The organism is Lacticaseibacillus mingshuiensis, from assembly GCF_016861785.1.
Taxonomy (GTDB): domain Bacteria; phylum Bacillota; class Bacilli; order Lactobacillales; family Lactobacillaceae; genus Lacticaseibacillus; species Lacticaseibacillus mingshuiensis.
On the sequence record NZ_BOLS01000001.1, the window covers coordinates 118,930 to 143,395 of the forward strand.

Consider the following 24,466-nt stretch of genomic DNA (forward strand, 5'->3'; position numbering starts at 1 on the left):
CGTGCGCCTCCTTGAATTTGGGTCGAAAAAAGCCGGCTGTATTAGCCAGCCAGCTGCTTCAGTGCCTCAGGACGGAACCCGTAAAACGAAGTGAGACCGTCCGCTTCAAGAACGGGCACAGCCTGGAATCCCTTGTCCTTCAGATAGGAGATGTATTGCGGCTCGTCATTGATATTGTGTTCGGTGAAGGGGATGTTGTGCGTCCGCAGGTAGTTTTTGGTCATGCGGCACTGCGGGCAACCGTTTTTCGTAAATAAGGTGATATTCTTCATGGGGATCAGTCCTTTGTTTTTCGTATGGCCTAAGCATACACACGATTTTGTGGGGTGTCAATCAAAAAGCACTACATCATGTAGTTACTTTGCGTAACCCCCACAATATAGTGCTTTTCCCGATTGCTGTACAACCAGTATACCAGAGCTTGTCCATCATTTTGTCCAACATCGGCAAAAAGATCTTCAGAGTTTGGCACTGGCCGGCGCAAACGCCTATACTAAGGGCGTATCCGAAGCTGCAAAGGAGCTGAGAAAAATGGCACGCGATAAGAAAATGGACGACGCGGTGATCATTGATATGAACGATGGGCTGATCGGTAACGCGGCCAATCACGACATCAAGACCGATGATCTGGCGAAGCGGCTGGCAAAGGCGGCCACGCCGAGTCTGTCTGGGCTGGATGAGCTGTTGAACGATGGCGGGGCTGCCCGCCGCGATTATCAGGCGATCGCCACCGGTTATCTGGTCGACCGCTACCAGCTAGAAGGCGAGGAACTGACCGCGGCACGCGATGAGCTGGTGGTCGCGGCGGTGAAATATCTGGCGGCGCATCCCAAGCAATTCGATCAGTGGCAACGGTAGAAGTTAATGAAAAATGGCTCAGCTGACAACTCGTGTCGGCTGAGCCATTTTGCGTCTGTGTGCTCAGTTTTACTTCGGTTAGAGAATCGGCGAGAGCAGGCGGGAAAAATCTTGTTTGAACCGTAACCACCGTCCCTGTTGGGCAATGATCGCCGGGGTCAGTTCCAGGCTCTCTTTCAAGTCGGCTTCAAAGATCGTCTGCAGCTCTTTGGCAAGTCCTTCGTCGTATAAAAAGGCGTTGACTTCGAAATTCAACTTGAAGCTGCGAATGTCAAAATTCGCGGAGCCCACACTGGCATAGCGACCATCGACCACCATCGTCTTGGCATGTAGGAAGCCATTTTGATAATGGTAGATCTTGACGCCGGATTCGACCAGAAGCCGGGCGTAATACTGACTGGCCCGGAAAATAAAGGGGTGGTCAGGCATGTCTGGAATCATCACCCGCACATCCACGCCGGCCAGCGCCGCAGAGATCAGCGCATCTAGCATCGTGTCATCCGGAATGAGATACGGCGTTTGGAGCCACACCGAATGCCGCGCCGCCGAGATCATTTTGGCATAGCCGAACTTGATCTGTTGAGCCATTGTGTCCGGGCCGCTTGCGACGATCTGCATCGGCAGGTGGCCGCGCTCGGCGAGATGCTCGGGCTGCACGTTCTCGACTTGATACGGCACCATTTGGTCATCCGGCACGGTGGCGTTCCAATCCATCAGGAATTGGACCTTCAGCGCCAGTGCGGTGGCGCCGATGATGCGCAGGTGGGTGTCGCGCCAATAGCCGAACTTCTTGTCGCGGCCGACATACTGGTCGCCGACGTTGAACCCGCCGATGAAGCCGATCTTGTCATCGATCACCACGATCTTGCGGTGCAGGCGATAGTTCAGGCGAAAATCCAAGATCAAATGACGCGAGGAAAAAAAGGTCTCCGCCTTGCCACCCGCATCGGCGAGGGGCTGCCACCAGCGCGCCGAGGCGCCGAGGCTGCCCCAGGCGTCGTACAGCACTTTCACATCGACGCCTTCTTTCGCCTTGGCGACCAGATGACGCTGGAGCTCGTTGCCCAGCTCATCATTATAAATGGTGTAATACTCGACGAAGACGTGATCTTTGGCCGCGTCGATATCCGCGAAGAGTTGGGCGAATTTTTCCTGGCCATCGGTGAAAATATGGACCTCGTCATTGGCCAAAACAGGGGCCTGGTCGGTATTGAGCAGGAGGGTCGCCAATTCCTGGGCGCCGGGTGCGGTCGAGTTTTCCGGGAGCAGGCGTCCGTGCGCATTCTCTCGTTTTTGCAAGGCGACAAAGGCGTGGACCCCTTTGCGGTACTCGGCGCGGATCTGTTCGAGTTTTTTGCTCGACAGGCCGCGGCCGGCAAACAGATAAATACCAAACCCGATGACCGGCAAAAAGATCAACACAAGTAGCCACGCCCAGGTGGTCGGAATGTCGCGGACCTCGCGCAGCACGGTGAAGATCGCGCCGATGGTGTTCAAGATGAGTAGGCCGATAATGACCCAACCGACGATCGACATAAGACGCCTCCTGAAAAAAGTCTTTACTTACTAAATATTAGTTGGTACGATGAAACTACATTGATGATAAAGGTGGTTATCTTGTTGAATAATGATCTGTTGAACCTGTTGAAGCAGCGCCGCTCGATCTACGCGCTGGGCAAAAACGTGAAGCAGTCCAAGGAAGACTTAGTGGACTTGCTGGAAACGGTGATCGAAGAGACCCCAACGGCCTTCAATTCCCAAACGACCCGCGCCGTTTTCCTGTTTGGGGACAAGCACGACCAGTTGTGGGACATCGTGGTCAAGCGGCTGAAGTCTGAAGTCCCAACGGAAGCGGCTTACGCCAAGACCCAAGAGAAGATCGCCAGCTTCAAGGCGGCTTACGGCACCATTTTGTACTTCACCGATACCGCCGTGGTCCATCAGCTTGAACACGATTTCACGTTGTATGCAGATAATTTTGCCACTTGGGCGGAGCAAGCACAAGGTTCGGCGCAACTCAACGCCTGGGTGACCATGGCCAACAACGGTATCGGCGCGTCCCTTCAGCATTACAACCCGATCATCGACGAACTGGTCGCAGATGCGTTCGACATTCCTGAAAATTGGACTCTGCGCGCCCAGATGCCATTTGGCTCGATCGAAGCGCCAGCTGGCAGCAAGGACTACATGGCTCGTGAAGATCGCTTCAAGGTCCTGGATTAACACATATTAGATAGCAAAGAAATGTCGGTGCAGCGATGCGCTGGCATTTTTATTTTCGGCCGGTGCGGGACGCGTCGTGCGGTGCCTGTGATCGCAAGGCCAACCTATTTTTTCCAAAGTTGACCGTTTGCCGCCTCGCTTTGAGCATATTATTTGGGCGTGGTGAGACAAGGGACTATGCTTAAATCAGAGGGAGTGTGATTTCATGACAAGCCGAATTTTGATCAATGCAGTGTATGAGCCGATTCATGAGCTCAAGGTGGATGTCTATTTGCCAACGACCCCTGTGAAGGCCGGAATCATCGACATTCACGGCGGTGGATGGTTTCGCGGCGATAAGCAAAAAGACGCGGATTGGGCGATGCGGCTGAACGCGCTAGGGTATCTCGTGTTCGTGCCAAATTATCGCTATGCGCCCGCGGTCCATTACCCAACGCCGCTGACCGATGTCGAAACGCTGGTCGAATGGATCGGGGATCAATATGCGTTGCCAACCACGCAGCTGGCCGCAGTCGGCGGTTCGGCCGGGGGCAACATGGCCGTCGAGCTCGCGCTAAAATACGGGATGCCAGCCGTTTCCCTGTCCGGCATCTTGGATATCGAGCAGTGGCTGGCAACGCACAAGGATGTGGTGGCGAAGCAAGGGGACACGAGCCTGTTCAATGTCACCGCCAGCGCGGCGATCAACCAAAGTGGCAGCGATGACCAGTTCTACAAATGGTTCGTGACGAATTATTTTGCCGAGCAATCTATCGCCAATTATCACGCCGCCACCCCAAGCACCCGGGTAACAGCCGAAGCAGGCCCACTGTTTCTCGCCAACTCGCTAGCCGAATTTGTGCCGAGCAGTGGGGTCTTGCAGATGGCCGGCGCGCTCACCGCCAATCAGGTGCCTTTTACGCTGCGCCTGCTGCCGGGGCGCCGCCATGCAAAAGGGTATCTGGCCGATGTCGACGCAGATGTGGTCGCGTTCTTGCAGCGAAATCTGCCACCAGCGTAATGGTCGGGCAAGCCGTCTTTTCAGTGAGGCGGCTTTTTTGATGAGGCGGCTCAGACCTAAACGCTCGCCTACGCACCCTATAGTCGGGTTCCGGTCCGCATGGCGGGGACATCTAGGCAACTCAAGCATTTGACGGCAAAGGACGCCATCAATTGCTTGAGCCGACCTAGCTGCCCCACCATCCCGCGTACCTCCACACCCTACAGTCGGGTTCCGCCGAGCAGGTCTGGGTCAGATAGTCGTCCCAGTCGTTCGATGGCAAAATACGCCATCAACCGCCCAGGCCGAACTATCTGCTCAGACCTAACCGCTCGGCTACGCACCCTACAGTCGGGTTCCGCCGAGCAGGTCTGAGTCAGATAGTCGTCCCGGTCGCTCGATGGCAAAATACACCATCAAGCGCCCAGGCCGAACTATCTGCTCAGACCTAAACGCTCGCCTCCACACCTTATGCTTCGCGCAGTCCTTGTTGTGCCAACCCATGCGCACTGTTTTCTTTATCCGGCACCCACTGGGCAAAAACGGTGAAGGGCGCCATTGCGTCGAGCAGGCGGGCAATCTCCGCACCGTAATGTTTCGCGTAAGCTTTGTTGATGGCGTCAATGACGATCTTTGAATCGCTATAATAGGAAACAAGGCCACTGAGCCCGGCGGCGGTGAGGGCAGAAAAACCCGCGATTGCCGCCTCAAACTCGGCCTGGTGGTTCGACATTTCGGGCAGTGCGCGGTGTTTTTGGAGCTGGTCGCCATCTGTAATGATCAAAATGCCGATTCCGCTCGGTCCGGGGTTGCCCTTTGTCGCTGCATCTGTGTATAGTTTAATCATTCTATCTCCTAAGGAAGTGTGCGTGTGGCTGAAACAAGACGCCGATTTTTCGTCCAGCCCGGTTGGGTCGATTTTATCATTTTTTGGGGGCTGATCACCGCCGGACTTTGTCTTTCCGTGATCTTACAAATGGAGCTCGTCGGTTATGGCTGGCCCTCCCCAATTTTCATCGGCTTGTTGGTCCTAGTGATCGCCTTGGCCTTGGTCCAGATCTTGCGCACGCGCTTGGTGATCGCGCCGGGACGCGTGGTGATCGATCACCTGCTGCCGAGCAGTCGCACGATCATTGCGCCGACTGACGCCACGCTGACCGTTCGCGGCCACCAACTGACGCTTGTCGCCAAGTCTTGTGGCACGGTGCGGTTGGTCTATCTGAAAGATCCGGCGCCGCTTGCCGCTGCCTTAGAAGCTGTCGGGGTCACTGTCAAAATGGAAAAGGGGTAACCAGGTTGTCAGATATTGAGATCGCACAAAAAAATGAAGCAGAAGAAATGCAGCCGATCGTGAAGGTCGCCGCAACGGTGGGTTTGACCGAGGATGATCTAGAGCTTTACGGCAAGGCGAAAGCCAAGCTCAGTTTGCCGACACTCAAGCGTCTGCAGAATCAGCCGCAGGGCAAATTGGTGTTGGTCACGTCGATCAACCCAACGCCGGCCGGTGAAGGCAAATCCACGGTCACCATCGGCCTTGGGGATGCGCTTCGCTTGCGCGGGAAAAATGCGGTGATCGCGCTGCGCGAGCCGTCACTGGGCCCGGTGATGGGGATGAAAGGCGGCGCGACTGGCGGCGGTTATGCGCAGGTCGTGCCGATGGAAGACATCAACCTGCATTTCACCGGGGACATGCACGCGCTGACCACCACCGTTGATACACTGGCGGCCTTGATCGACAACCATCTCCAGCAAGGCAACGCCCTCAACCTCGATCCGCGGCGCATCACTTGGCGGCGGGTCCTGGACATCAATGACCGGTCGCTGCGCCATGTGGTTCTCGGTTTGGGCGGCGCTACCTCTGGCACCCCACGCGAAAGCGAATTTGATATCACAGTCGCCAGTGAGCTGATGGCTGTTTTGTGCCTCGCCAGCGACCTGGCGGATCTCAAGGCGCGTATCGCCAAGATCGTGATCGGCTACACCTATGACCGCCAGCCTGTCACGGTCGGCGATCTGCAGGTCACCGGCGCGATCGCGATGCTGCTCAAAGACGCGATCAAGCCGAACCTCGTGCAGACGCTGGCCCACACGCCGACGCTGATTCACGGCGGCCCATTTGCTAACATTGCCCATGGCTGCAATTCCGTCATCGCCACCCGTGCGGCCCTGGCGCTGGGCGATATCGCCATCACCGAGGCGGGCTTCGGCGCGGATCTCGGCGGTGAAAAATTCATGGATATCAAGACCCCGGTATTGGGCAAGCACCCGGATGCTGTGGTGATCGTCGCGACCGTGCGCGCGCTGAAATATAATGGCGGCGTGAAGCTGGCCGACCTGACCGCGGAAAATCGTGAGGCGCTGGCCACCGGGTTTGCCAACCTGAGGCGCCACATTGCCAATATGAAACGTTACGGCGTGCCGGTGGTGGTTGCGATCAATGCCTTCACTTCCGACACCGAAGCGGAGCTGTCAGACCTCAAAGCGCTTTGCGAAGCGAGCGGAGCAACGGCCGTCGAAGCAGACGTCTGGGCACGCGGCGGCGAAGGCGGCCTCGCGCTGGCCGATGCCGTCACCGCGGCCCTGAGCCAGCCGGCAGACTTCACCCCGCTGTATGACCCGGCGGCTTCGGTCAAGGATAAGATCGCAACGATCGTGACCCAGATCTATGGGGGCGGCGGTGTCGTGTACGATCACAAGGCGGACCTTGCGCTGCGCACCATTGCCAAAAATGGCTGGGCGGATTTGCCGATCTGCATGGCTAAGACCCAGTACTCGCTGTCCGATGATCCCAAGAAACTCGGCGCGCCGACCGGCTTTACGATTCACGTGCGCGACATCGTACCACGGCTCGGCGCAGGCTTTTTGGTCGTGATGACAGGGGATGTCCTGACGATGCCGGGCCTGCCGAAGCATCCCGCGGCCCTGGATATGGATGTGTCCGCAGACGGCGTGATCTCAGGCCTGTTTTAAAACACACCCCTGTGACAGCAGTGTCGTGGGCTAAATGTCCGGGTTCGAGCAGCTAAGGTCTCAATCACCTGGCGGACCCAAGCCCAACATTTGGCCCACTTCTTTTTTGGAGGAAAATTGTGCTCATTTATCTTATCTTAGCGGTGGTCCTGATCGCCGCCGACCAACTCATCAAAGCCTGGGTGGTCGCCCACATCGCATTGGGGGCGACTCAGCCATTCATCCCAGGCATCCTGAGCCTGACTCACATTCACAACAACGGCGCCGCGTTTTCCATTTTGGAAGGCAAGCAGTGGTTCTTCTACATCATCACCGTGGTGGCGCTGGTGGTCGTGGCAGCGCTGTGGCGTGATTCAAAAGGCGCGCCTTGGTATCGCCTGGGGCTGACGCTGATCTTCGCCGGGGCGATCGGCAACTTCATCGATCGCGTTCGGCTCAAGTATGTGGTCGACATGTTCCAATTCGACTTCATGAATTTTGCCATTTCAAACTTTGCGGACTGGTGCCTGACCGTGGGCGTGGTGATCGTCGTGATCTACCTCCTGTTTTTTGACAAGGGGGACTCGAAACGGAAACGCTGACCTTCACCATCCAGGCAGAAAACGGCCGGCTCGATAAGGTGATCGCCGACCATTATCCGGACATCACGCGCTCTCAGGCGCAAAAGTGGCTGGAGGCTGGCCACGTGCTGGTGAGCGGCCAGGAGCAGGCGCCAAAATACAAGGTGCATGCCGGCGACGTGGTAGCCATCACGCCGCCTGAGCCGACGCCGCTTGAAGCTGTGCCCCAAGACATTCCGCTGGACATCGTTTACGAGGATGACCAGGTGATCGTTCTCAACAAGCCCCAGGGGATGGTCGTTCATCCCGCACCGGGGCATCCAGATGGCACCTTGGTCAATGGCCTACTTTTTCACGTGGATCTGTCCGCCATCAATGACGTGATTCGCCCAGGCATCGTGCACCGCATCGACAAGGACACGAGTGGCCTGTTGATGGTGGCCAAGACGCCACTGGCCCAGCAAAGCCTGTCCGCCCAACTCAAGGCGAAGACCACCGACCGGGAATACCTGGCGATCGTGCATGGCACCTTCAAGGAAACAGAAGGGCGCATCGACAAGCCGCTGGGCCGTGACCCCAAGGACCGCAAACGTCAGGCGGTGGTCGCAAATGGGCGGCATGCCGTCACGCATTTTCAGGTGCTTGAGCAATTCGCCCATTACGCGCTGGTGCGCTGCCGCCTGGAAACAGGCCGCACCCATCAGATTCGCGTCCACATGGCGTCGATCGGGCACCCACTGGCCGGCGATCCGCTGTACGGCCCGAAACGGACGCTGCCGGGCAACGGGCAGTTCCTGCATGCCGCAACGTTGGGCTTCACTCAGCCGGCGACAGGGGAGCGCCTCGAATTTTCCGTCGAGCCACCGGCGCTTTTTCAAAAAACCTTGGCGGATCTTGAAGCGGGCATTGACAAGACCCGGCTGGTCCGCTAAAATTCAGATTAATGTATAGCACCTTTAACTAAGTCCAGAGAGGCTTGGAAGGTCCGCGCGCCTGCGCCCGCAGTGCAGGCAAGTTCGATGCCCGAAGACTATCCTCGCGCAACGCCTTCTGTCCAACTGGATGGAGGGCGTTTTTTTGTGGGGTGCTGAAAGGATGAGGAAAATGGCAAAACAAGTTGTTGATGGTGTCACCATGCAGCGCGCGCTCACGCGTATCACCTACGAGATCATCGAGCAAAACAAGGATCTGGATCAGCTCGTGATCATCGGCATCAAGACCCGCGGCATTTATCTCGCGCAGCGCATCGCGGCGCGGCTCAAGCAGCTCGAAGGCCTGGATGTGCCGGTCGGCGAGCTCGACATTCGGCTTTATCGCGATGACGTGCATAAGGCGGATCACCGCATGCAGCCCGATGTCACCGGCTCAAACATTCCGGAAAGCATCAACGACAAGCATGTGATCTTAGTCGATGACGTCATTTTCACCGGGCGCACCGTTCGCGCCGCCTTGGATGCCTTGATGGACCTCGGCCGCCCGAAGAAGATCAGCCTGGCAGTCCTCGTGGATCGCGGGCATCGTGAGCTCCCAATTCGCCCGGATTTTGTCGGCAAAAACATTCCGACCTCGCATCATGAAGAGATCAACGTTTCAGTCAAAGAGATCGACGGCCAAGATGGTATCAGCATCGGCCGCCTGGAGGAATAAAATGGCTTATCACAATGATGACGCAGTTCTGGACATCCACGACCGCCCAGGCTTCGGCCAATGGGTGGGGCTTTCCATTCAGCATCTGTTTGCCATGTTCGGCTCGACCGTTCTGGTGCCGATCTTGGTCGGCCTGGATCCGAGCATCGCGCTATTTTCAAGCGGTGTCGGTACCCTGATCTACATTTTGATCACGCGCGGGAAGATCCCGGCTTACATGGGCTCGAGTTTTTCCTTCATCGTGGTCATGACGTCCTTGATGAAAACAGCGGGCTATCCGGCCATTGCGCAAGGGACCGTCGCAGTCGGCCTGGTCTATCTGATCGTCGCCTTGATCGTCAACTTCGCCGGCTCGGCTTGGATCGATAAGGCGCTGCCGCCGATCGTCGTCGGCCCGATCGTGATGGTCATCGGTCTGTCGCTGGCAGGCACCGCGGCCACCGATGCCACCATGCGCGCCGTCTCTGCGACCAAATCCGTTTACGACATCAAATACTTCATCGTCGCGATGGTCACCTTGGCTGCGACGATCATCTACAACATGTATCTGAAAAAATTCATCAGCCTCCTGCCAATTTTGCTGGGTCTGATCACGGGCTACATCGTCGCGATCTTCGCGGGCATCGTGGACTTCACCCCGGTGGTCAAGGCCGCCTGGTTCTCCCTGCCAAACTTCCAGATTCCGTTTCTTACCTACCAACCGAAATTATACTTAGGCGCGATCTTGTCCATGGCGCCGATCGCGTTTGTCACCATGACCGAACATATGGGCCACATCATGGTCCTCAATGAAATGACGCACCGCAACTTCTTCAAGGATCCCGGCCTGAACCACACCCTGGCAGGGGACGGCACCGCTTCGATCATCGCTGGCTTTGTCGGTGGCCCGCCGATCACCTCTTACGGGGAAAACATCGGCGTGATGGCCATGACCAAGGTCCACTCCGTTTACGTCCTGGGTGGCGCCGCGTTCTTCGCCATTCTGTTCGCCTTCATCGGCAAGCTTTCCGCCTTGATCCACACCATTCCAAGTCCCGTTATCGGCGGTATTTCCTTCCTTCTGTTTGGGGTCATTGCCTCAAACGGGTTGAAGGTCCTGATCGACAACAAGGTGGACTTCAATAAGAAGCGCAATCTGATGATCGGCTCGACGATCTTAGTCATCGGCATCGGCAACGCCCAGCTCCAAGTGGCCGGCATGACCTTCTCCGGGCTGGCGATCGCCACCGTCATCGGCATCTTGATGAACTTCATTCTGCCGCAAAACGCAGCCAACGAGGAGGCGCCGGTCGATGCCAAACACAATTGAGCATTTTGTGGCCGCCGATCAGGTCACAACTGAGTTGGCGGGGCAATTGATCGACCGGGCCGAGGCCTTTAAAAATGGTGCGATCGCCAATATCGATCTCCCGACCTATGCTGCCAATCTGTTTTTCGAAGCGTCGACGCGCACGCACACGTCCTTTGAAATGGCGGAGCGCAAACTCGGCATGACGGTCCTGCCTTTTGATCCCGCACACAGCTCGGTGACAAAAGGCGAGACGCTGGGCGACACCCTGCGGACGCTCGCCGCGATCGGCGTGCAGGTGGCGGTGATCCGCCATCCCGAAGACAATTACTACAAACCGCTGATCGAAGCGGGCTTGCCGCTGCATCTGATCAATGCCGGAGACGGCGCCGGCCAGCATCCCAGCCAAATGATGCTGGATCTGATGACCATTCACGAGGCATTCGGTCATTTCAAGGGCTTGAAAGTCGGCATCGTGGGCGACCTAGCGCATTCGCGGGTCGCGCGCAGTGACATGCAGATCTTGACGAAACTCGGCGCCAGCGTCGCATTTTCCGGGCCAAAAGCCTGGTACACCGACGACTTCAAGGCATATGGCCCGTATGTCCCGCTCAAGGACCTGGCCCCAGCCGTGGATGTGTTGATGTTGCTGCGGGTGCAGCTCGAGCGCCTGTCCGATGCGGAAAAAGCGGAGTTCTCGGCCGCCACGTATCACGCGCGTTTTGGGGTCACCCAAAGCATTTACGATAGCATGCAGCCCCGCGCGATCATCATGCATCCAGCCCCCGTCAACCGCGATGTTGAACTAGCCAGCAATTTGGTGCAAGCCAATCGCTCCCGCATTTTTGACCAAATGCAAAACGGGGTCTTCATGCGCATGGCGATGCTCGAGCTGGTCTGCCACAGTCCGTTGACCGATAAAGGAGACTTCCCACATGCAAACGCTGATTCAAAACGCTGACCTGCTCGGCGAAGGCACACTGCTCGACGTTCTGATCGACGACGGCGTGATCGTCGCGCTGGGCCGCGGCCTCGCGCATCAAGACGGGGCAACCATTCTCGACGCCGATCGGCAAACGCTCCTGCCAGGGTTGATCGATGTGCACGTCCATTACCGCGAACCGGGCTTTGAGCAAAAAGAGACGATCGCCACCGGGGCGGCTGCGGCTGCGCATGGCGGCTTCACGACGACCTTGGCGATGCCAAACCTTGATCCGGTGCCGGATACCGTCGACCACCTGATGCCATTGCTGGCGAAAAATGCCAGCGATGCCAAGATCCATGTGCGCCAGTTTGCCTCGCTCACTCAGGGTCGAAGCGGCAACACGCTGGTGGATTTCCAGGCGCTGCACGACGCCGGCGCGATCGGGTTTTCCGATGATGGGTCGGGCATTCAAAACGCGTTGACGATGTACCAGGCAATGCAGGCGGCGGCTAAAGTCGACGCCCCGATCGCCGCGCACATCGAAGACGCCAGCCTCATGCAAGGCGGGGTAATGAACGCCGGCCGCATCGCTGATGAGCTGGGCCTCAAGGGCATCATCAACCAAAGCGAAAGTAGCCAGCTGGCCCGTGACCTTGATCTGGCCGCCGCCACCGGGGTCCATTACCATGCCTGCCACATCTCCACGCGCCAAAGCGTCGAGTTGATCCGCGCCGCGAAAAAACAGGGCGTCAACGTCACCGCCGAAGTCTCGCCGCATCATTTGCTGCTGGATGAGACCGACATTCACAAAGACGACCCGATGATGAAAATGAATCCGCCTTTGCGCAGTCGCGCCGATCATCTGGCCCTCATCGAAGGCCTTGCGGATGGCACGCTGGATCTGATCGCCACGGATCACGCGCCGCACACCGCCGCGGATAAGGCCGGGTCAATGGCGACCGCCGCGTTTGGCATCGTCGGCAGCGAGACCGCGTTTGCAACGCTGTACACGCAGTTTGTCGAAAGCAAAATGTTCACCTTGGCGCAGCTCATCAACTGGATGAGCACCAACCCTGCGACGCTGTTCAACCTGCCAGGCGGGCGCATCGCGGTTGGGGCCCCGGCGGATCTGACTCTGGTCGACCTGACCACGCCGTACACGATCGACGCCGCCGACTTTTTATCCAAGGGCAAAAACAGTCCGTTCATCGGGCGCGAAGTCCGGGGCAAAGTGCGATTGACACTCGCTGGGGGCCAGATCGCGTATCAGGCGTGACCGGAAAGGCGCTCAGGCGCCACAGGGGCCTCAGACCGAGGCGGCGACTCAGACCTGTGGCGCCTAGTCGGACCGCAACATGATCGCGCCCTGCACCTATTTTTCCAGCATGACCAATCAGAGGAGGGAACCAGTTGAAACGCTATTTGATCCTAGAAGACGGCAGTGTTTTTCCAGGCGAGGGATTCGGTGCAAAAACCGTGACCACCGGTGAGATCGTCTTCAACACCGGCATGAGCGGCTATCAAGAGACCATCACTGACCAAAGTTACAACGGCCAGATCATCACCTTTACCTATCCACTGATCGGCAATTGCGGCATCAACCGCGACGATTACGAAAGCATCAACCCCACGGCCAAAGGGGTGGTGGTCCGCGAAGTTGCGCGCGTCACCGGCAACTGGCGCGCGCAAATGAGCCTGGATGAATTTTTGCGGCGCAAGCACATCCCCGGCATTGCCGGCATCGACACCCGCGCGCTGACCAAGCGGCTGCGGGAGGCCGGCACCATGAAGGCCAGCATTGTCGACGCCGCAGACGCCCATGCCTTTGACCAACTCAAGGCGCTTGTCCTGCCGAAAAATCAGGTGCTGCAGGTGGCCACAACGCACGCGTTTCCCGCCCCTGGCAGTGGCCGCAATGTCGCGGTGATCGATTTTGGGCTGAAGCACAGTATTTTGCGCGAGCTGGCCAAACGCGACTGCAACTTGACGGTCCTGCCGCCAACCACCACCGCAGAAGAACTCCTCGACCTGGATCCGGATGGCGTGATGCTGACGAACGGCCCTGGCGACCCCAAGGATGTCGCGGAAGCGCTGACCATGATTCGCGGCATCGAGGGCAAAATTCCGCTGTTTGGCATTTGCCTCGGCCATCAATTGTTCGCGCTGGCCAATGGCGCCAACACCTTCAAGATGAAATACGGGCACCGCGGCTTCAACCATCCGGTGCGCGAGATCGCGACCGGCCGCATCGACTTCACCAGCCAAAATCATGGCTATGCCGTCGACCCGCAGTCGATCGACCCCGATCAATTGATCGTCACCCATGAAGAGATCAACGACCACACCGTCGAGGGCCTGCGCCACCGGCTGTACCCGGCCTTTTCCGTCCAGTTCCATCCGGATGCGGCGCCGGGTCCACATGACGCCGACCATCTCTTCGACGAATTTATGGAAATGATGGATGCCTTCAAGTTGCGAGGAAAGGAAGTTCACAATGCCTAAGCGTCAAGATATTCACAAGATCCTGGTCATCGGCTCCGGCCCGATCATCATCGGCCAGGCCGCCGAATTCGACGACTCCGGCACCCAGGCCTGCCTGGCGCTCAAGGAAGAGGGTTACGAGGTCGTGCTCGTCAACTCCAACCCCGCGACCATCATGACCGACAAAGAGATCGCCGATCAAGTCTACATCGAGCCACTCACCGTCGAATTTGTTTCCCAGATTCTGCGCAAGGAATTGCCGGATGCGATCTTGCCGACGATCGGCGGGCAGATCGGCCTGAACTTGGCGATGGAATTGGCGAATTCCGGCATCCTCGAGCAGCTGCACATCGAATTGCTGGGCACCAAGCTCACCGCGATCGACCAAGCCGAGGACCGCGAGCTGTTCAAAAATCTGATGCAGTCGCTCAACGAACCGATTCCGGAATCCACCATCGCGCATAATTTTGACGACGCCAAGGCCTTTGCGGAAAAAATCGGCTACCCGGTCATCATTCGGCCAGCCTTCACCATGGGCGGCACAGGCGGCGGCATTGCGAAAAACGAAGCCGACCTCGCCACCATCACCGAAAACGGTCTGAACCTCAGCCCCGTCAACCAGGTCCTGGTCGAGCGCTCGATCGCCGGATACAAAGAGATCGAATTTGAAGTGATGCGCGACGCCGCCGATAACGCGATCGTGGTCTGCAACATGGAAAACTTCGATCCGGTCGGCGTTCACACCGGCGACTCGGTGGTGTTTGCCCCGGTCCAGACCCTGACGGACAAAGAAGTGCAAATGCTGCGGGACGCCTCGCTGAAGATCATTCGCGCGCTGAAGATCGAAGGCGGCTGCAATGTGCAGCTGGCGCTCGACCCGAATTCCTTCAAGTACTACATCATCGAAGTCAACCCGCGGGTGTCCCGCTCCAGTGCACTGGCCTCCAAGGCGACCGGTTATCCGATTGCGAAAATGGCGGCGAAGATCGCAGTCGGTCTGACGCTTGATGAGATCAAAAACCCGATCACCGATGCGACCTTTGCCGAATTTGAACCGATGCTGGATTACGTCGTCTGCAAGATTCCACGCTTTCCATTTGACAAATTCGAACATGGCGACCGCCGCCTGGGCACGCAGATGAAGGCGACTGGTGAAGTCATGGCGATCGGCCGCACGATCGAGGAAAGTCTCCTCAAGGCCGTGCGCGGGCTGGAAGTGGGCGCCGTGCATCTCTGGGGCCAGCCATATGCCGACAGCACCGATGAACAGCTGTCCACCAACATCATCCAGGCCAACGACATGCGCCTGTTTTACATCGCCGAAGCCTTCCGCCGCGGCTTTACGATCGAGGAGATCGCAGAACTTTCCGGCATCAACCCATTTTTCCTCGACAAGATTCTGCACATCACCGAGCTGGAAGATGAGTTAAAGGCGCAGCCGGAGGACGTGGACCTGCTGCACATCGCTAAACGCAACGGCTTTGCCGACGCGACGATCGCCAAGCTTTGGGCTGAGACGCCTGACGCCATTCGCGATCTGCGCAAGGAAAATGGCATCGTGCCGGTCTACAAGATGGTCGATACCTGCGCCGGTGAGTTTGCCTCGAGCACCCCATATTTCTACAGCACCTATGAGACCGAGACCGAAAGCACGGAAGATGGCCGCGAAAGCATTCTGGTGCTGGGCTCTGGCCCAATTCGCATCGGGCAAGGCGTCGAGTTCGATTACGCAACGGTCCATTCCGTCAAGGCGATTCAAAAGGCGGGCTTTGAAGCCATCATCATGAACTCCAACCCCGAGACCGTGTCGACTGACTTTTCCATTTCGGATAAGCTGTACTTCGAGCCGCTGACCGAAGAGGATGTGCTGAATGTGATCGACCTCGAGCAGCCCCGCGGCGTGATCGTCCAATTCGGCGGGCAGACCGCCATCAATTTGGCGGCGCCGCTTGAAAAACACGGGGTGAAGATCCTGGGCACCAGCCTCGACGACCTCGATGCCGCCGAGGACCGCGACCGCTTCGATGCGATCATCAAATCGCTGAACATCCCGCAGCCAGTCGGGGACACCGCCACGGACAAGGCCGGCGCGTTGAAAATTGCGGCGCGCATCGGTTATCCGGTGCTGGTCCGTCCAAGTTATGTGCTGGGCGGCCGGGCAATGGAGATCGTGCATGACGAAGACGAACTGGCCCAATACATCAACGAAGCCGTCTCGGTCTCACACGACCATCCCGTTTTGATCGACCAGTACCTCGTCGGCAAGGAATGCGAAGTCGACGCGATCACGGATGGCGAGACGGTCGTCATTCCGGGCATCATGGAACACATCGAGCGCGCCGGCGTCCATTCCGGCGACTCAATGGCCGTTTACCCACCGCAAGATTTTAGCCAAAAAGTGATCGATCAGATCGAACATCAGACCATCGCCCTGGCGCATGCGCTGCATTGCATCGGCATCATGAATGTGCAGTTCATCGTCCGCGACGAACAAGTCTACGTGATCGAAGTCAATCCGCGGGCCTCTCGCACCGTGCCATTCCTGAGCAAGGTGACGGGCATCGCGATGGCGCAAGTCGCCACTCAAGCCATTTTAGGCGCGAGCCTGAAAGACATGGGCTTCACGACGGGCATTTTGCCAGTGCGCCCAGGCGTGCATGTGAAGTCGCCAGTGTTCTCATTCTCCAAGCTCAATGAGGTCGATAGTGCGCTTGGGCCGGAAATGAAATCCACCGGGGAAGTCATGGGCAGCGACACGACGCTCGACAAGGCGCTGTACAAAGCCTTCGAAGCCAGCCACACCCATTTGCCGCGATACGGCACCGCGCTGTTCACGGTCGCCGATGCGGACAAGACAGAGGCCGTGGCCTTGGCCCGCCGCTTCCGTGAAGTCGGCTACCAGATCGTCGCAACGGCAGGCACCGCCGCCGCATTGCGCGACGCCGGCATCACCGTTTCCACCATCACCAAGCTCGGCGAAAGCGGGGAAAACGCGATCTTGGATGCCATCGAGGACCGCAAGTTGCAGGTCGTCATCAACACGACGTCCGGCGACAAGGCAACCACCAGCGACGGGTACCGCATTCGCCAAGCCGCGATCATGCATGGCGTGCCGCTGATGACGAGCCTGGATACCGTGGGCGCCATTCTCGGCGTGCTCGAGTCCCGCGCGTTCACCACCCAGCCTTTATAATAGAAGAAAAATTGGGCCAGCGTGGCGGTGAGACGCTGTGGGACCCGCCGCCATTACGGTTTTGTGACGTTCGTGTGCCGAGTTTTGCAGGTTGAAGTTGTTGCTGTTGTTGTCAGTCAAAAAAGGAGTTTGTCATGCCACCGATCATTGCGCTCGATTTTCCGGATTTTGATCAAGCCAAACAGTTTCTGCGTCAATTTTCACCCAGCGAAGAACTGGTTGTGAAAATCGGGATGGAGCTAGTCTACGCGGAAGGCCCGCAACTGATGGCGGACATTGAAGCCGTGCATCCCGCCCAAGTCTTCTTGGACCTCAAGCTGCACGACATCCCGCACACCGTCGAACAGGCCGCGTTTCAGCTCGGCCGCCTCGGCGCGGCGATGACCACCGTCCACGCGGCGGGCGGCTCGGCGATGATCCAAGTGGCCAAGCGCGGGTTGGTGGCCGGCGCTCGGGAAGCAGGGAAGACGGCGCCGAAACTGCTTGCGGTGACCCAGCTGACCTCGACTTCACAGGAAATGCTGAACAACGAACTGCAGATTCCAGGCACGCCAGCCGAAAGCGTTGTGCACCTGGCAAAATTGGCAGCCGCAGCAGGCGCCGATGGGGTCATCGCCAGTCCCTTGGAGGCGAGCCTGATTCGTGCGGCGGTCGGTGATGATTTTCTCATCGTCACCCCGGGCATTCGCCCAGCCGGTGCCGCGATCGGCGATCAAAAGCGGGTCACCACCCCAGGCGACGCCAAGCGCCTCGGCAGCTCGGCCATCGTGGTCGGCCGGCCGATCACCCAAAGCGCCGATCCCGTTGCTGCTTATCACGCAATTGCCAAAGAATGGAGCGAAGCATAAATCATGGAAGAACTTGAAACGACCATTGCGCAGGACTTACTGAAGATCAACGCCGTCACCCTGCCCCCAAATGACCCGTTCACTTGGGCGAGTGGCATCATTTCGCCGATCTACACCGACAACCGCCTGACGATCTCGTATCCCGCGGTCCGCACCGCGATCGCGGATGGGCTGGCGGCGTTGATCAAGGCTAAGTTTCCAGACGTTGAAGTGATCGGCGGGGTGGCGACGGCCGGCATTCCGCATGCCAGTTTGGTTGCCGAACGCCTGGGCCTGCCGCTGATCTATGTCCGCAGCAAGCCCAAGGATCACGGCCAGGGCCGCCAGATTGAAGGCGCGCTTCAGCCTGGGGCAAAAGTCGTCTTGATCGATGACCTCCTCTCGACCGGCGGCTCTGTGCTGAAAGCCGCCGAAGCCGCAACCAAGGACGGCGCCAATGTGATCGGCGTCGCGGCCATTTTTTCCTATCAACTGCCGGCTGCGGAAACGAATTTCGCGGCGGCGGGCATCCCGTTTGCCACGTTGACGAATTACACCGCCCTGATCCACACGGCAGAGGCGCAGGGGACGATCACCGCCAGCGAGCGCGAACTGCTCGCAACTTGGCGCGAAGATCCGACTGCTTGGGGAAAATAGGGTGACGGGTTTTATCAAATGAGCATCAGTGAGGGGAGTTCGGACCAGCTATGATTGGTGCCGGGCTCCTTTTTGATTCAGGGTGCGGAGGCACGCGTTTAGGGGTGGGCAGTTAGCTTGGCCTAGGTGCTTGGTGGCGCTCCTTGCCACCGAGTGCCTGGGTCAGCTAAATGTCCCACCCCTGCGAGCCGAAGCCCAACTGCGAGGGTGCGGCGCCGAGCGCTTGGCGAAGCCCAACTTGGATTTCGGAGAATGCACGTCTCTGCTCAAAAACGCGACGGCGTATTCCCAGCGAGTGCCGCGCCCCATCTATTTAGAAAAATATCAAAACAGTCTTGACCTCGCCGCCAAAAGGACTATATTCTAGTTAGAAAGTTTTCGAAATAGGAGGCGAGCCCATGGCGATGAGTGAGACGCTGAAGGCGATCTCAGATCCTGTACGACGGCAGATTCTGAATTTGCTGAAGACAGGACCGCAATCGGCCGGCGATATCGCAGCGCATTTTGACTTGAAAGCCGCAACCGTGTCATATCATCTGAAACTGTTGAAGGAAGCTGGCTTGATCTCTGAACGGCGCGAAAAGAATTTCATCTATTACGACCTAAATGCCAGCGTATTCGAGGAAGTATTGAGCTGGCTTTATAGTTTAGGAGCGGGGGAGAATAATGATGACAAAAAATAAATGGCGAACGTTGATTCTCACAAGTTTAGTGATTCTCTCGACAATGATCTATGGGGCCAGTCAATATGCGAGCCTCCCGAAGACGCTCGTCACGCACTGGGGCATCGACAACGAACCCAATGGCTGGATGCCAAAAGCCGCCGTCGTGTACGGCTTGCCGCTATTAATGCTGGCGTTTCACCTGCTGTGTGTCGGCGTGACCTATGCGGCGGCGGCGCGCGGCCCGAAAGCGCCCAAGCTTGAGCGCGTGATTGCCTGGATCTTCCCAGTGATCACCGTGGTAGCCTATGTCACAACGATTCGCTATGCCCAAGGCGCCAACGTCGATACCCGGTTATGGGCGGTGACACTGATTGCCGCGCTTTTGATCGTGCTCGGCAATTATTTGCCCACCGCGCCGGTCAAAAGGGGCTGGGTTGGGTTCGGCATTCGCGTGCCATGGTCGACCAATGCGCAGGCGGCTTTGCAAAAATTGGCCCGCACACTTGGCTACACCATGGTCGGCAGTGGGGCCGCGATTCTCCTGACATTGTTTTTCCCGCCCATGGTGACCTGGGTCGCGATTCTTGCCTTTATCGCGGCCATATTGATCGAGCTGGCGGTCGCGTATTTTCGCCAAAAAAGTCGCTAAAAAAGCACTGGAGCTCAACGGCCCCAGCGCTTTTGACGATTCACGCAAATTTTTTCTTCTATTATAATAGCGAACGATAACCGCTAAAGCGTCGGCTTGACCCGGAGCTTCGCCACCGTCTTTTCTTCTGGCGTCACCGCGACTGTCCGTTGCCCCTCGTACACGACAAAACCCGGCTTGGCGCCATTTGGTTTGCGAATCTTCTTGACCTCGATCCAGTCGACCCAGACATTTGAGCCGGCGCGGTTCTTGGAAAAATAGGCCGCAAGCGTGGCGGCTTCCAGAAGCGTTTTTTCACTCGGCTTGGCACTGTCGATGATCACGTGGCTGCCCGGCACATCCTTGGCATGCAGCCAAATGTCCGTCTTCTGCGCCTTGCGCAAGGTGAGCTGATCATTTTGCAAATTATTCTTGCCGACCCAGATGCGCGTGCCGTCCGACGCATAGAACTCATCCGGCGCGCTGACCTTCGCGCGCTTCTCCGGTTTCTTGCCCTTTTTTTGCACCTTGAGATAACCGCCTTGCTGAAGCTCCGTCTTGATATCCGCCAGATTCTTCGGCGACGCCAGCTCGATCTCCGTCATGATGCCCGTTAAATAATCCAGCTCCTCCTGATTTTTCGCCATTTGCTCGTGCACAAACGCGACCGCATTCCGCAACTTCTGATACTTGGCAAAATACTTCTGCGCGTTTTGCGACGGGGACAGCTGGTTGGACAGCGCGATCGTCAGCGGCTTCTCCTCATCATAAAAGTTCGGCAGCGTGACCGCCGTCTCACCGCGCTGCACCTGATGCAGATACGTCGTGAGCACCTCGCCGCGGATCCGGTAATCATCCGCTTTCTCCGTCGACTTCAGCGTCTGCGCGAGTTTCTTCTGCTTCTTCTCATCCTTATCGATCAGATTTTTCAGCACATGAATCAAGTTGCCGCCCTGCGTCTGCACCCGATCGTGCTCCGCCTTGCCCGCGTAGAACGCATCGAGCATCGCCGACAGGGTCGGGTACTGCGTCTGCGCGCCTGGCAGCGTCTCATAAGGAATCGCGGAAAATTGTAACTGCTTGCCGGCCGCGATCGTTGCCGCCGGCTGCCGTAGTGCCTCAAAGAACCCATCCCACGCTGCGTCCGCGTCCCCGTTTTGCAGGCGGGTCGCCAGCTCCTGCGCCGAATCCCGGCCGAGACCCTGGTAGTGGCGCTGCAGCAATTTTTCCAGTGACAGGTCGCTGGTCTTCATCAATTGGCGATACCCGCGCGAGTCGTCCTTGAACGGATCGACCACATCCTGCTTTGGCGGGTCAACGTACTGCGCGCCCGGCATCAGAAGGCGATAGCGATTCTGATCGGCGCCGACGTGGCGAATCAGATCCAGAATCTTGCCGGTATTCAGGTTGACCAGCGTGATATTGGAATGCCGGCCCATCAATTCGACCACCAGCCGAAGCGACAGGTCATCCCCAAGTTCGTCGCGGGTCGCAAAGTCCAAGTGCAGCACGCGGTCATTGTCGACCTGTTCCAACTTTTGAAGCGAGGCGGCGGCCAGATATTTGCGCAGACTCATCGTGAAATTTGTCGGCACGGCCGGATTTTCAAAAGGAATCTGGGTGATCTGCACGCGCGCATATTGTGGATGCGCGGAAAGCAGCAGCGGCCAATTCTTCCGCTGGGCCCGGATACCCAGAATCACTTCGTTTGGGTAGGGCTGGGTGATCTTGTTGACGCGCCCGCCGACCAGCAGGGTGCTGAGTTCATCGGCCATCGCGTGGGTGAATATGCCATCAAATGTCATTGCGGAAAAGCCGCCTTTCTTGTCGCGCAAGCCCGGGAAAAATGCCCGGCGCTTGCCATTTTAATAGTTCTATTCTATCTGTTTTGGGGCCGTGGCGCAAAAACGCCTAGGTCCTGGACCAATTGGGTGAGGTTAGGTGGGCTTGGCACTGGATTGGAAAGGTGATCGGGAAGATTAGGGTGTGCGGGCCACGGGACCGCGGATGTTGATTTTTCCGGACAGAATCGCAACATTCGTGGACCCTGAGTCCGGTTGAGGGAAAATGCGGCCTTGGTGCGATCTCGGAGATTGCGGATGTGGATTTTTTGCGGGAGAATCCCGTAATTTTCATTCTCAGAGATTGCCTGCCCGGACTGTGGCATCCACATTGGTGTGACGCCATCACAAAACTTGATGCCAAGCCGGCCGAGTTTGGCAATCTTTACGGACCACGGGACCGCGGATTTTGAGATTCACGAGCAAAAGAGCTATATTTGCGGACCGAGAGTCCAGACGATGCTAGATGAGTGTCCCAGTGCGATCTCGGAGATTGCGGATTTGAATTTTCTGCGGGAGAATCCCGTAATTTTCAGTCTCGGAGATCGCATCCCCGGACTGCGGTATCCGCATTGGTGTGACACCATCACAAAACTTGATGCCAAGCCGCCCGGGGCGTGCGGACCACGAGACCGCGGATATTGAGACCGGCGAGCAAAAGAGCCATATTGGCGGACCGTGAGTCCAAGCGATGCTAAATACGTGACCCTGCGTGATCTCAGAGCTTGGCGATTTTATCTTTCTTCACGGCAATCACGCAATCTGAAGTCCCGGAGATCACATGCCCGGACTGTGGCATCCATATTGGTGTGATGCCATCCCAAAACTTGGTAACGAGGGTTTAAATTCAGCTATATTTTCGGACCACGGGATCGCGGATTTTGAGAATCAAAGGCAAAAGAGCGATATTTGCGGACCATGAGTCCAGGCGATGCGAAATACCTAACTCCGTGCGATCTCAGAGATTACCGATTTTGTTTTTCAGCGAGGAAATCACGCATTTTGCAGTCTTAGAGATCACATGCCCGGACTGTGGCATCCACATTGGTGTCACGCCATCACAAAACTTGATGCTAAGCCGGCCGAGTTTGGCAATCTTTACGGACCACGGGACCGCGGATGTTGACTTTTACGAACATAATCGCAACATTCGTGGACCCTGAGTCCGGACGATGCGAGATGGGGGTCCGTGCGATCTCGGAGATTGCCGATTTGATTTTTTTAAGCGGGAATCCCGCAATTTGCAGTCTCAGATATCGGGCGCGCCCCAATCGTGCCATCAACATTGATGTGATGCCATCCCAAAACTTGACACCCAGAGTCTTGGAAATGTCGAAGTTCGCGGACTATCGGTCCAGACAATGCGAGATGCGTGCCCCGATGCGATCTCTGAGATTGCTAATTCGACTCTTCTTCGCTGGAATCCTGCAATTTGCAGTCTCAGATATCGGGCACGCCCCAATCGTGGCATCAACATTAGTGCGATGCCATCCCAAAACTTGGTGCCCAGCGTATTGGGAATTGCCAATCTTCGCGGACCACGAGACCGCGGATGTTGGAATCTACGAGCAAAAGAATCATATTTGCGGACCATGAGTCCAGACGATGCGAGTTGCGTGCTCCGGTGCGATCTCTGAGACCGCCGATTTGTGTTTTGATCGCGGGCATCCTGCAATTTGCAATCTCAAAGATCGCACGCCCGAATCGTGGCCTCTACATTAGTGTGATGCCATCACAAAACTTGATGCCCAGCGTCTTGGAAATGTCGCACTTCGCGGACTACGGGACTGCAGAGGTTGGTATTTCGCGATCAAAAGAGCTACATTTGCGGACCATGAGTCCAGACGATGTGAGATAGGTGTCCCAGTGCGATCTCGGAGATTGACGATTTGTTTTTTCTGCGCGAAAATCATGCAATTTGCAGTCTCAGAGATTGCACGCCCGAATCGTGGCATCAGCATTGGTGTGATGCCATCACAAAACTTGATGCTCAGCGTCTGGGGGTGTAGGGTGATGGATAACTCGTGGTCCGAGAATTTTACCGTTTTTGTCAAAGATGTCGATCTTTTGTGACCGGGAGTCCACCTAAATCTCCTGACGACCCAAAGGATTCGATCTTGGTGTGATGCCGTCACACGAGTTTCTTTCGGCATGACGAGGGCGTGGGCTTCCCACACCCTGGGTACTTCCAATCGACATCTTTCAAGGTGCTAACGCAATATTTTCATACCGGGGGTACGCAACCATGGACTCGTGGTCCGCGAATTTGGACAAGTTTGCCGAATAACTCGAAATTTGCGGACCGCGAATCCATCTGAATCTCCAGACTCCCTAGGAAACCGGCTTTGAGGTTGGTGTGATACCATCACATAAGTTTGTACGCGGCCCCCGGAAAATCCAGATCCGTGTACATCCAAGCACACCAAGCGACATCTTTCGAATGAAAACAACAATACCCGCATAACCGAAGTACGCGAATCGTGATACTTCCACGCCCGGCCGGATATTCTTCAAACGAGTGTGATGCCGTTACACGACTTTGCTCCGGAGCCTCTGGAAAAACGAGGTCCACATCCCCTGAGTATGCCGATCATGGCACCTCCGCCTGAGCAGCCGCCAAACTTGTGTGATGCCATCACACAACGCTGCTTCAGAGGTTTCGGAAAACCGAGAGCCTCGTATCCTGAGTTCGTCAATTGACATCTGCCGGAAGACAACAGCCAG

At 57.1% G+C, this 24,466-nt stretch carries 22 protein-coding genes; 18 read left to right on the top strand and 4 right to left on the bottom strand.

Features of this window, described 5'->3' with window-relative positions; all coding sequences use genetic code 11:
* Positions 1–41 precede the first annotated feature (41 nt).
* The gene (nrdH, locus tag JUE67_RS00580) at positions 42–272 is read right to left on the bottom strand and encodes a glutaredoxin-like protein NrdH (protein WP_203625723.1); all 231 of its coding nucleotides are present in this window, start codon (positions 270–272) and stop codon (positions 42–44) included.
* Between the two features lie 259 nt (positions 273–531).
* Between nrdH and JUE67_RS00585 the strand changes: the two genes are divergently transcribed.
* Complete coding sequence (locus JUE67_RS00585) at positions 532–858, top strand: hypothetical protein (protein ID WP_203625725.1); 327 nt, start codon at positions 532–534, stop codon at positions 856–858.
* 78 nt (positions 859–936) lie between these two features.
* Here JUE67_RS00585 and cls read toward each other — a convergent pair whose 3' ends face one another.
* Positions 937–2,394: a cardiolipin synthase gene (cls, locus tag JUE67_RS00590; RefSeq protein WP_203625727.1), complete on the bottom strand. Its 1,458-nt coding sequence runs from the start codon at positions 2,392–2,394 to the stop codon at positions 937–939.
* Between the two features lie 84 nt (positions 2,395–2,478).
* On the opposite strand from cls, the gene JUE67_RS00595 reads away from it, so the two are divergent.
* On the top strand, positions 2,479–3,081 hold the full coding sequence (locus JUE67_RS00595) for a nitroreductase family protein (RefSeq protein WP_203625729.1): 603 nt from the start codon (positions 2,479–2,481) through the stop codon (positions 3,079–3,081).
* A 205-nt stretch (positions 3,082–3,286) separates the two neighbouring features.
* Positions 3,287–4,081 carry an alpha/beta hydrolase gene (locus tag JUE67_RS00600; RefSeq protein ID WP_203625731.1) on the top strand — a complete coding sequence of 265 codons (795 nt, stop codon included), beginning with the start codon at positions 3,287–3,289 and terminating at the stop codon, positions 4,079–4,081.
* 448 nt (positions 4,082–4,529) lie between these two features.
* Here JUE67_RS00600 and JUE67_RS00605 read toward each other — a convergent pair whose 3' ends face one another.
* Entirely contained in the window at positions 4,530–4,907 is a 378-nt protein-coding gene (locus JUE67_RS00605) for a ribonuclease HI family protein (RefSeq protein WP_203625733.1), read from the bottom strand.
* A 24-nt stretch (positions 4,908–4,931) separates the two neighbouring features.
* Between JUE67_RS00605 and JUE67_RS00610 the strand changes: the two genes are divergently transcribed.
* From JUE67_RS00610 to JUE67_RS00675, 14 genes are all read left to right on the top strand, one after another.
* Positions 4,932–5,351, top strand: a complete 420-nt coding sequence (locus JUE67_RS00610; RefSeq protein ID WP_203625735.1) for an EbsA family protein — start codon at positions 4,932–4,934, stop codon at positions 5,349–5,351.
* 5 nt (positions 5,352–5,356) lie between these two features.
* Complete coding sequence (locus tag JUE67_RS00615; protein WP_203625737.1) at positions 5,357–7,030, top strand: formate--tetrahydrofolate ligase; 1,674 nt, start codon at positions 5,357–5,359, stop codon at positions 7,028–7,030.
* A 119-nt stretch (positions 7,031–7,149) separates the two neighbouring features.
* Entirely contained in the window at positions 7,150–7,611 is a 462-nt protein-coding gene (lspA, locus tag JUE67_RS00620) for a signal peptidase II (protein ID WP_125696477.1), read from the top strand.
* Positions 7,608–8,522 (top strand): RluA family pseudouridine synthase, encoded by a 915-nt coding sequence (locus tag JUE67_RS00625; RefSeq protein ID WP_203626050.1) that lies wholly within the window; start codon positions 7,608–7,610, stop codon positions 8,520–8,522. Before lspA ends, JUE67_RS00625 begins: the two co-directional genes overlap by 4 nt.
* Before the next feature lie 172 nt (positions 8,523–8,694).
* Complete coding sequence (gene pyrR, locus JUE67_RS00630; RefSeq protein WP_308440078.1) at positions 8,695–9,237, top strand: bifunctional pyr operon transcriptional regulator/uracil phosphoribosyltransferase PyrR; 543 nt, start codon at positions 8,695–8,697, stop codon at positions 9,235–9,237.
* Between the two features lies 1 nt (position 9,238).
* Complete coding sequence (locus JUE67_RS00635; RefSeq protein ID WP_203625741.1) at positions 9,239–10,546, top strand: solute carrier family 23 protein; 1,308 nt, start codon at positions 9,239–9,241, stop codon at positions 10,544–10,546.
* Positions 10,530–11,486, top strand: a complete 957-nt coding sequence (locus JUE67_RS00640; RefSeq protein WP_203625743.1) for an aspartate carbamoyltransferase catalytic subunit — start codon at positions 10,530–10,532, stop codon at positions 11,484–11,486. Before JUE67_RS00635 ends, JUE67_RS00640 begins: the two co-directional genes overlap by 17 nt.
* Entirely contained in the window at positions 11,461–12,726 is a 1,266-nt protein-coding gene (gene pyrC, locus JUE67_RS00645) for a dihydroorotase (protein ID WP_203625745.1), read from the top strand. Before JUE67_RS00640 ends, pyrC begins: the two co-directional genes overlap by 26 nt.
* Before the next feature lie 134 nt (positions 12,727–12,860).
* Positions 12,861–13,952, top strand: a complete 1,092-nt coding sequence (locus JUE67_RS00650; protein WP_203625747.1) for a carbamoyl phosphate synthase small subunit — start codon at positions 12,861–12,863, stop codon at positions 13,950–13,952.
* Entirely contained in the window at positions 13,945–17,124 is a 3,180-nt protein-coding gene (gene carB / locus JUE67_RS00655; RefSeq protein ID WP_203625758.1) for a carbamoyl-phosphate synthase large subunit, read from the top strand. The genes JUE67_RS00650 and carB overlap by 8 nt, the downstream gene beginning before the upstream one ends.
* Positions 17,125–17,258: 134 nt before the next feature.
* Positions 17,259–17,972, top strand: a complete 714-nt coding sequence (gene pyrF, locus JUE67_RS00660) for an orotidine-5'-phosphate decarboxylase (RefSeq protein WP_203625759.1) — start codon at positions 17,259–17,261, stop codon at positions 17,970–17,972.
* 3 nt (positions 17,973–17,975) lie between these two features.
* Positions 17,976–18,608, top strand: coding sequence for an orotate phosphoribosyltransferase (pyrE, locus tag JUE67_RS00665; RefSeq protein ID WP_203625761.1), 633 nt, complete (start codon positions 17,976–17,978; stop codon positions 18,606–18,608).
* Between the two features lie 398 nt (positions 18,609–19,006).
* A complete protein-coding gene (locus JUE67_RS00670; protein ID WP_203625763.1) occupies positions 19,007–19,291 on the top strand; it encodes an autorepressor SdpR family transcription factor in 285 nt (94 codons plus the stop codon).
* Positions 19,278–19,922 carry a DUF1648 domain-containing protein gene (locus JUE67_RS00675; RefSeq protein WP_203625765.1) on the top strand — a complete coding sequence of 215 codons (645 nt, stop codon included), beginning with the start codon at positions 19,278–19,280 and terminating at the stop codon, positions 19,920–19,922. The genes JUE67_RS00670 and JUE67_RS00675 overlap by 14 nt, the downstream gene beginning before the upstream one ends.
* 83 nt (positions 19,923–20,005) lie before the next feature.
* Here the strand turns inward: JUE67_RS00675 and JUE67_RS00680 are convergent, their stop codons facing one another.
* On the bottom strand, positions 20,006–21,706 hold the full coding sequence (locus JUE67_RS00680) for an NFACT RNA binding domain-containing protein (protein WP_203625767.1): 1,701 nt from the start codon (positions 21,704–21,706) through the stop codon (positions 20,006–20,008).
* A 1,947-nt stretch (positions 21,707–23,653) separates the two neighbouring features.
* Between JUE67_RS00680 and JUE67_RS00685 the strand changes: the two genes are divergently transcribed.
* Positions 23,654–23,815, top strand: a complete 162-nt coding sequence (locus tag JUE67_RS00685) for a hypothetical protein (protein ID WP_203636920.1) — start codon at positions 23,654–23,656, stop codon at positions 23,813–23,815.
* Positions 23,816–24,466: the final 651 nt, after the last annotated feature.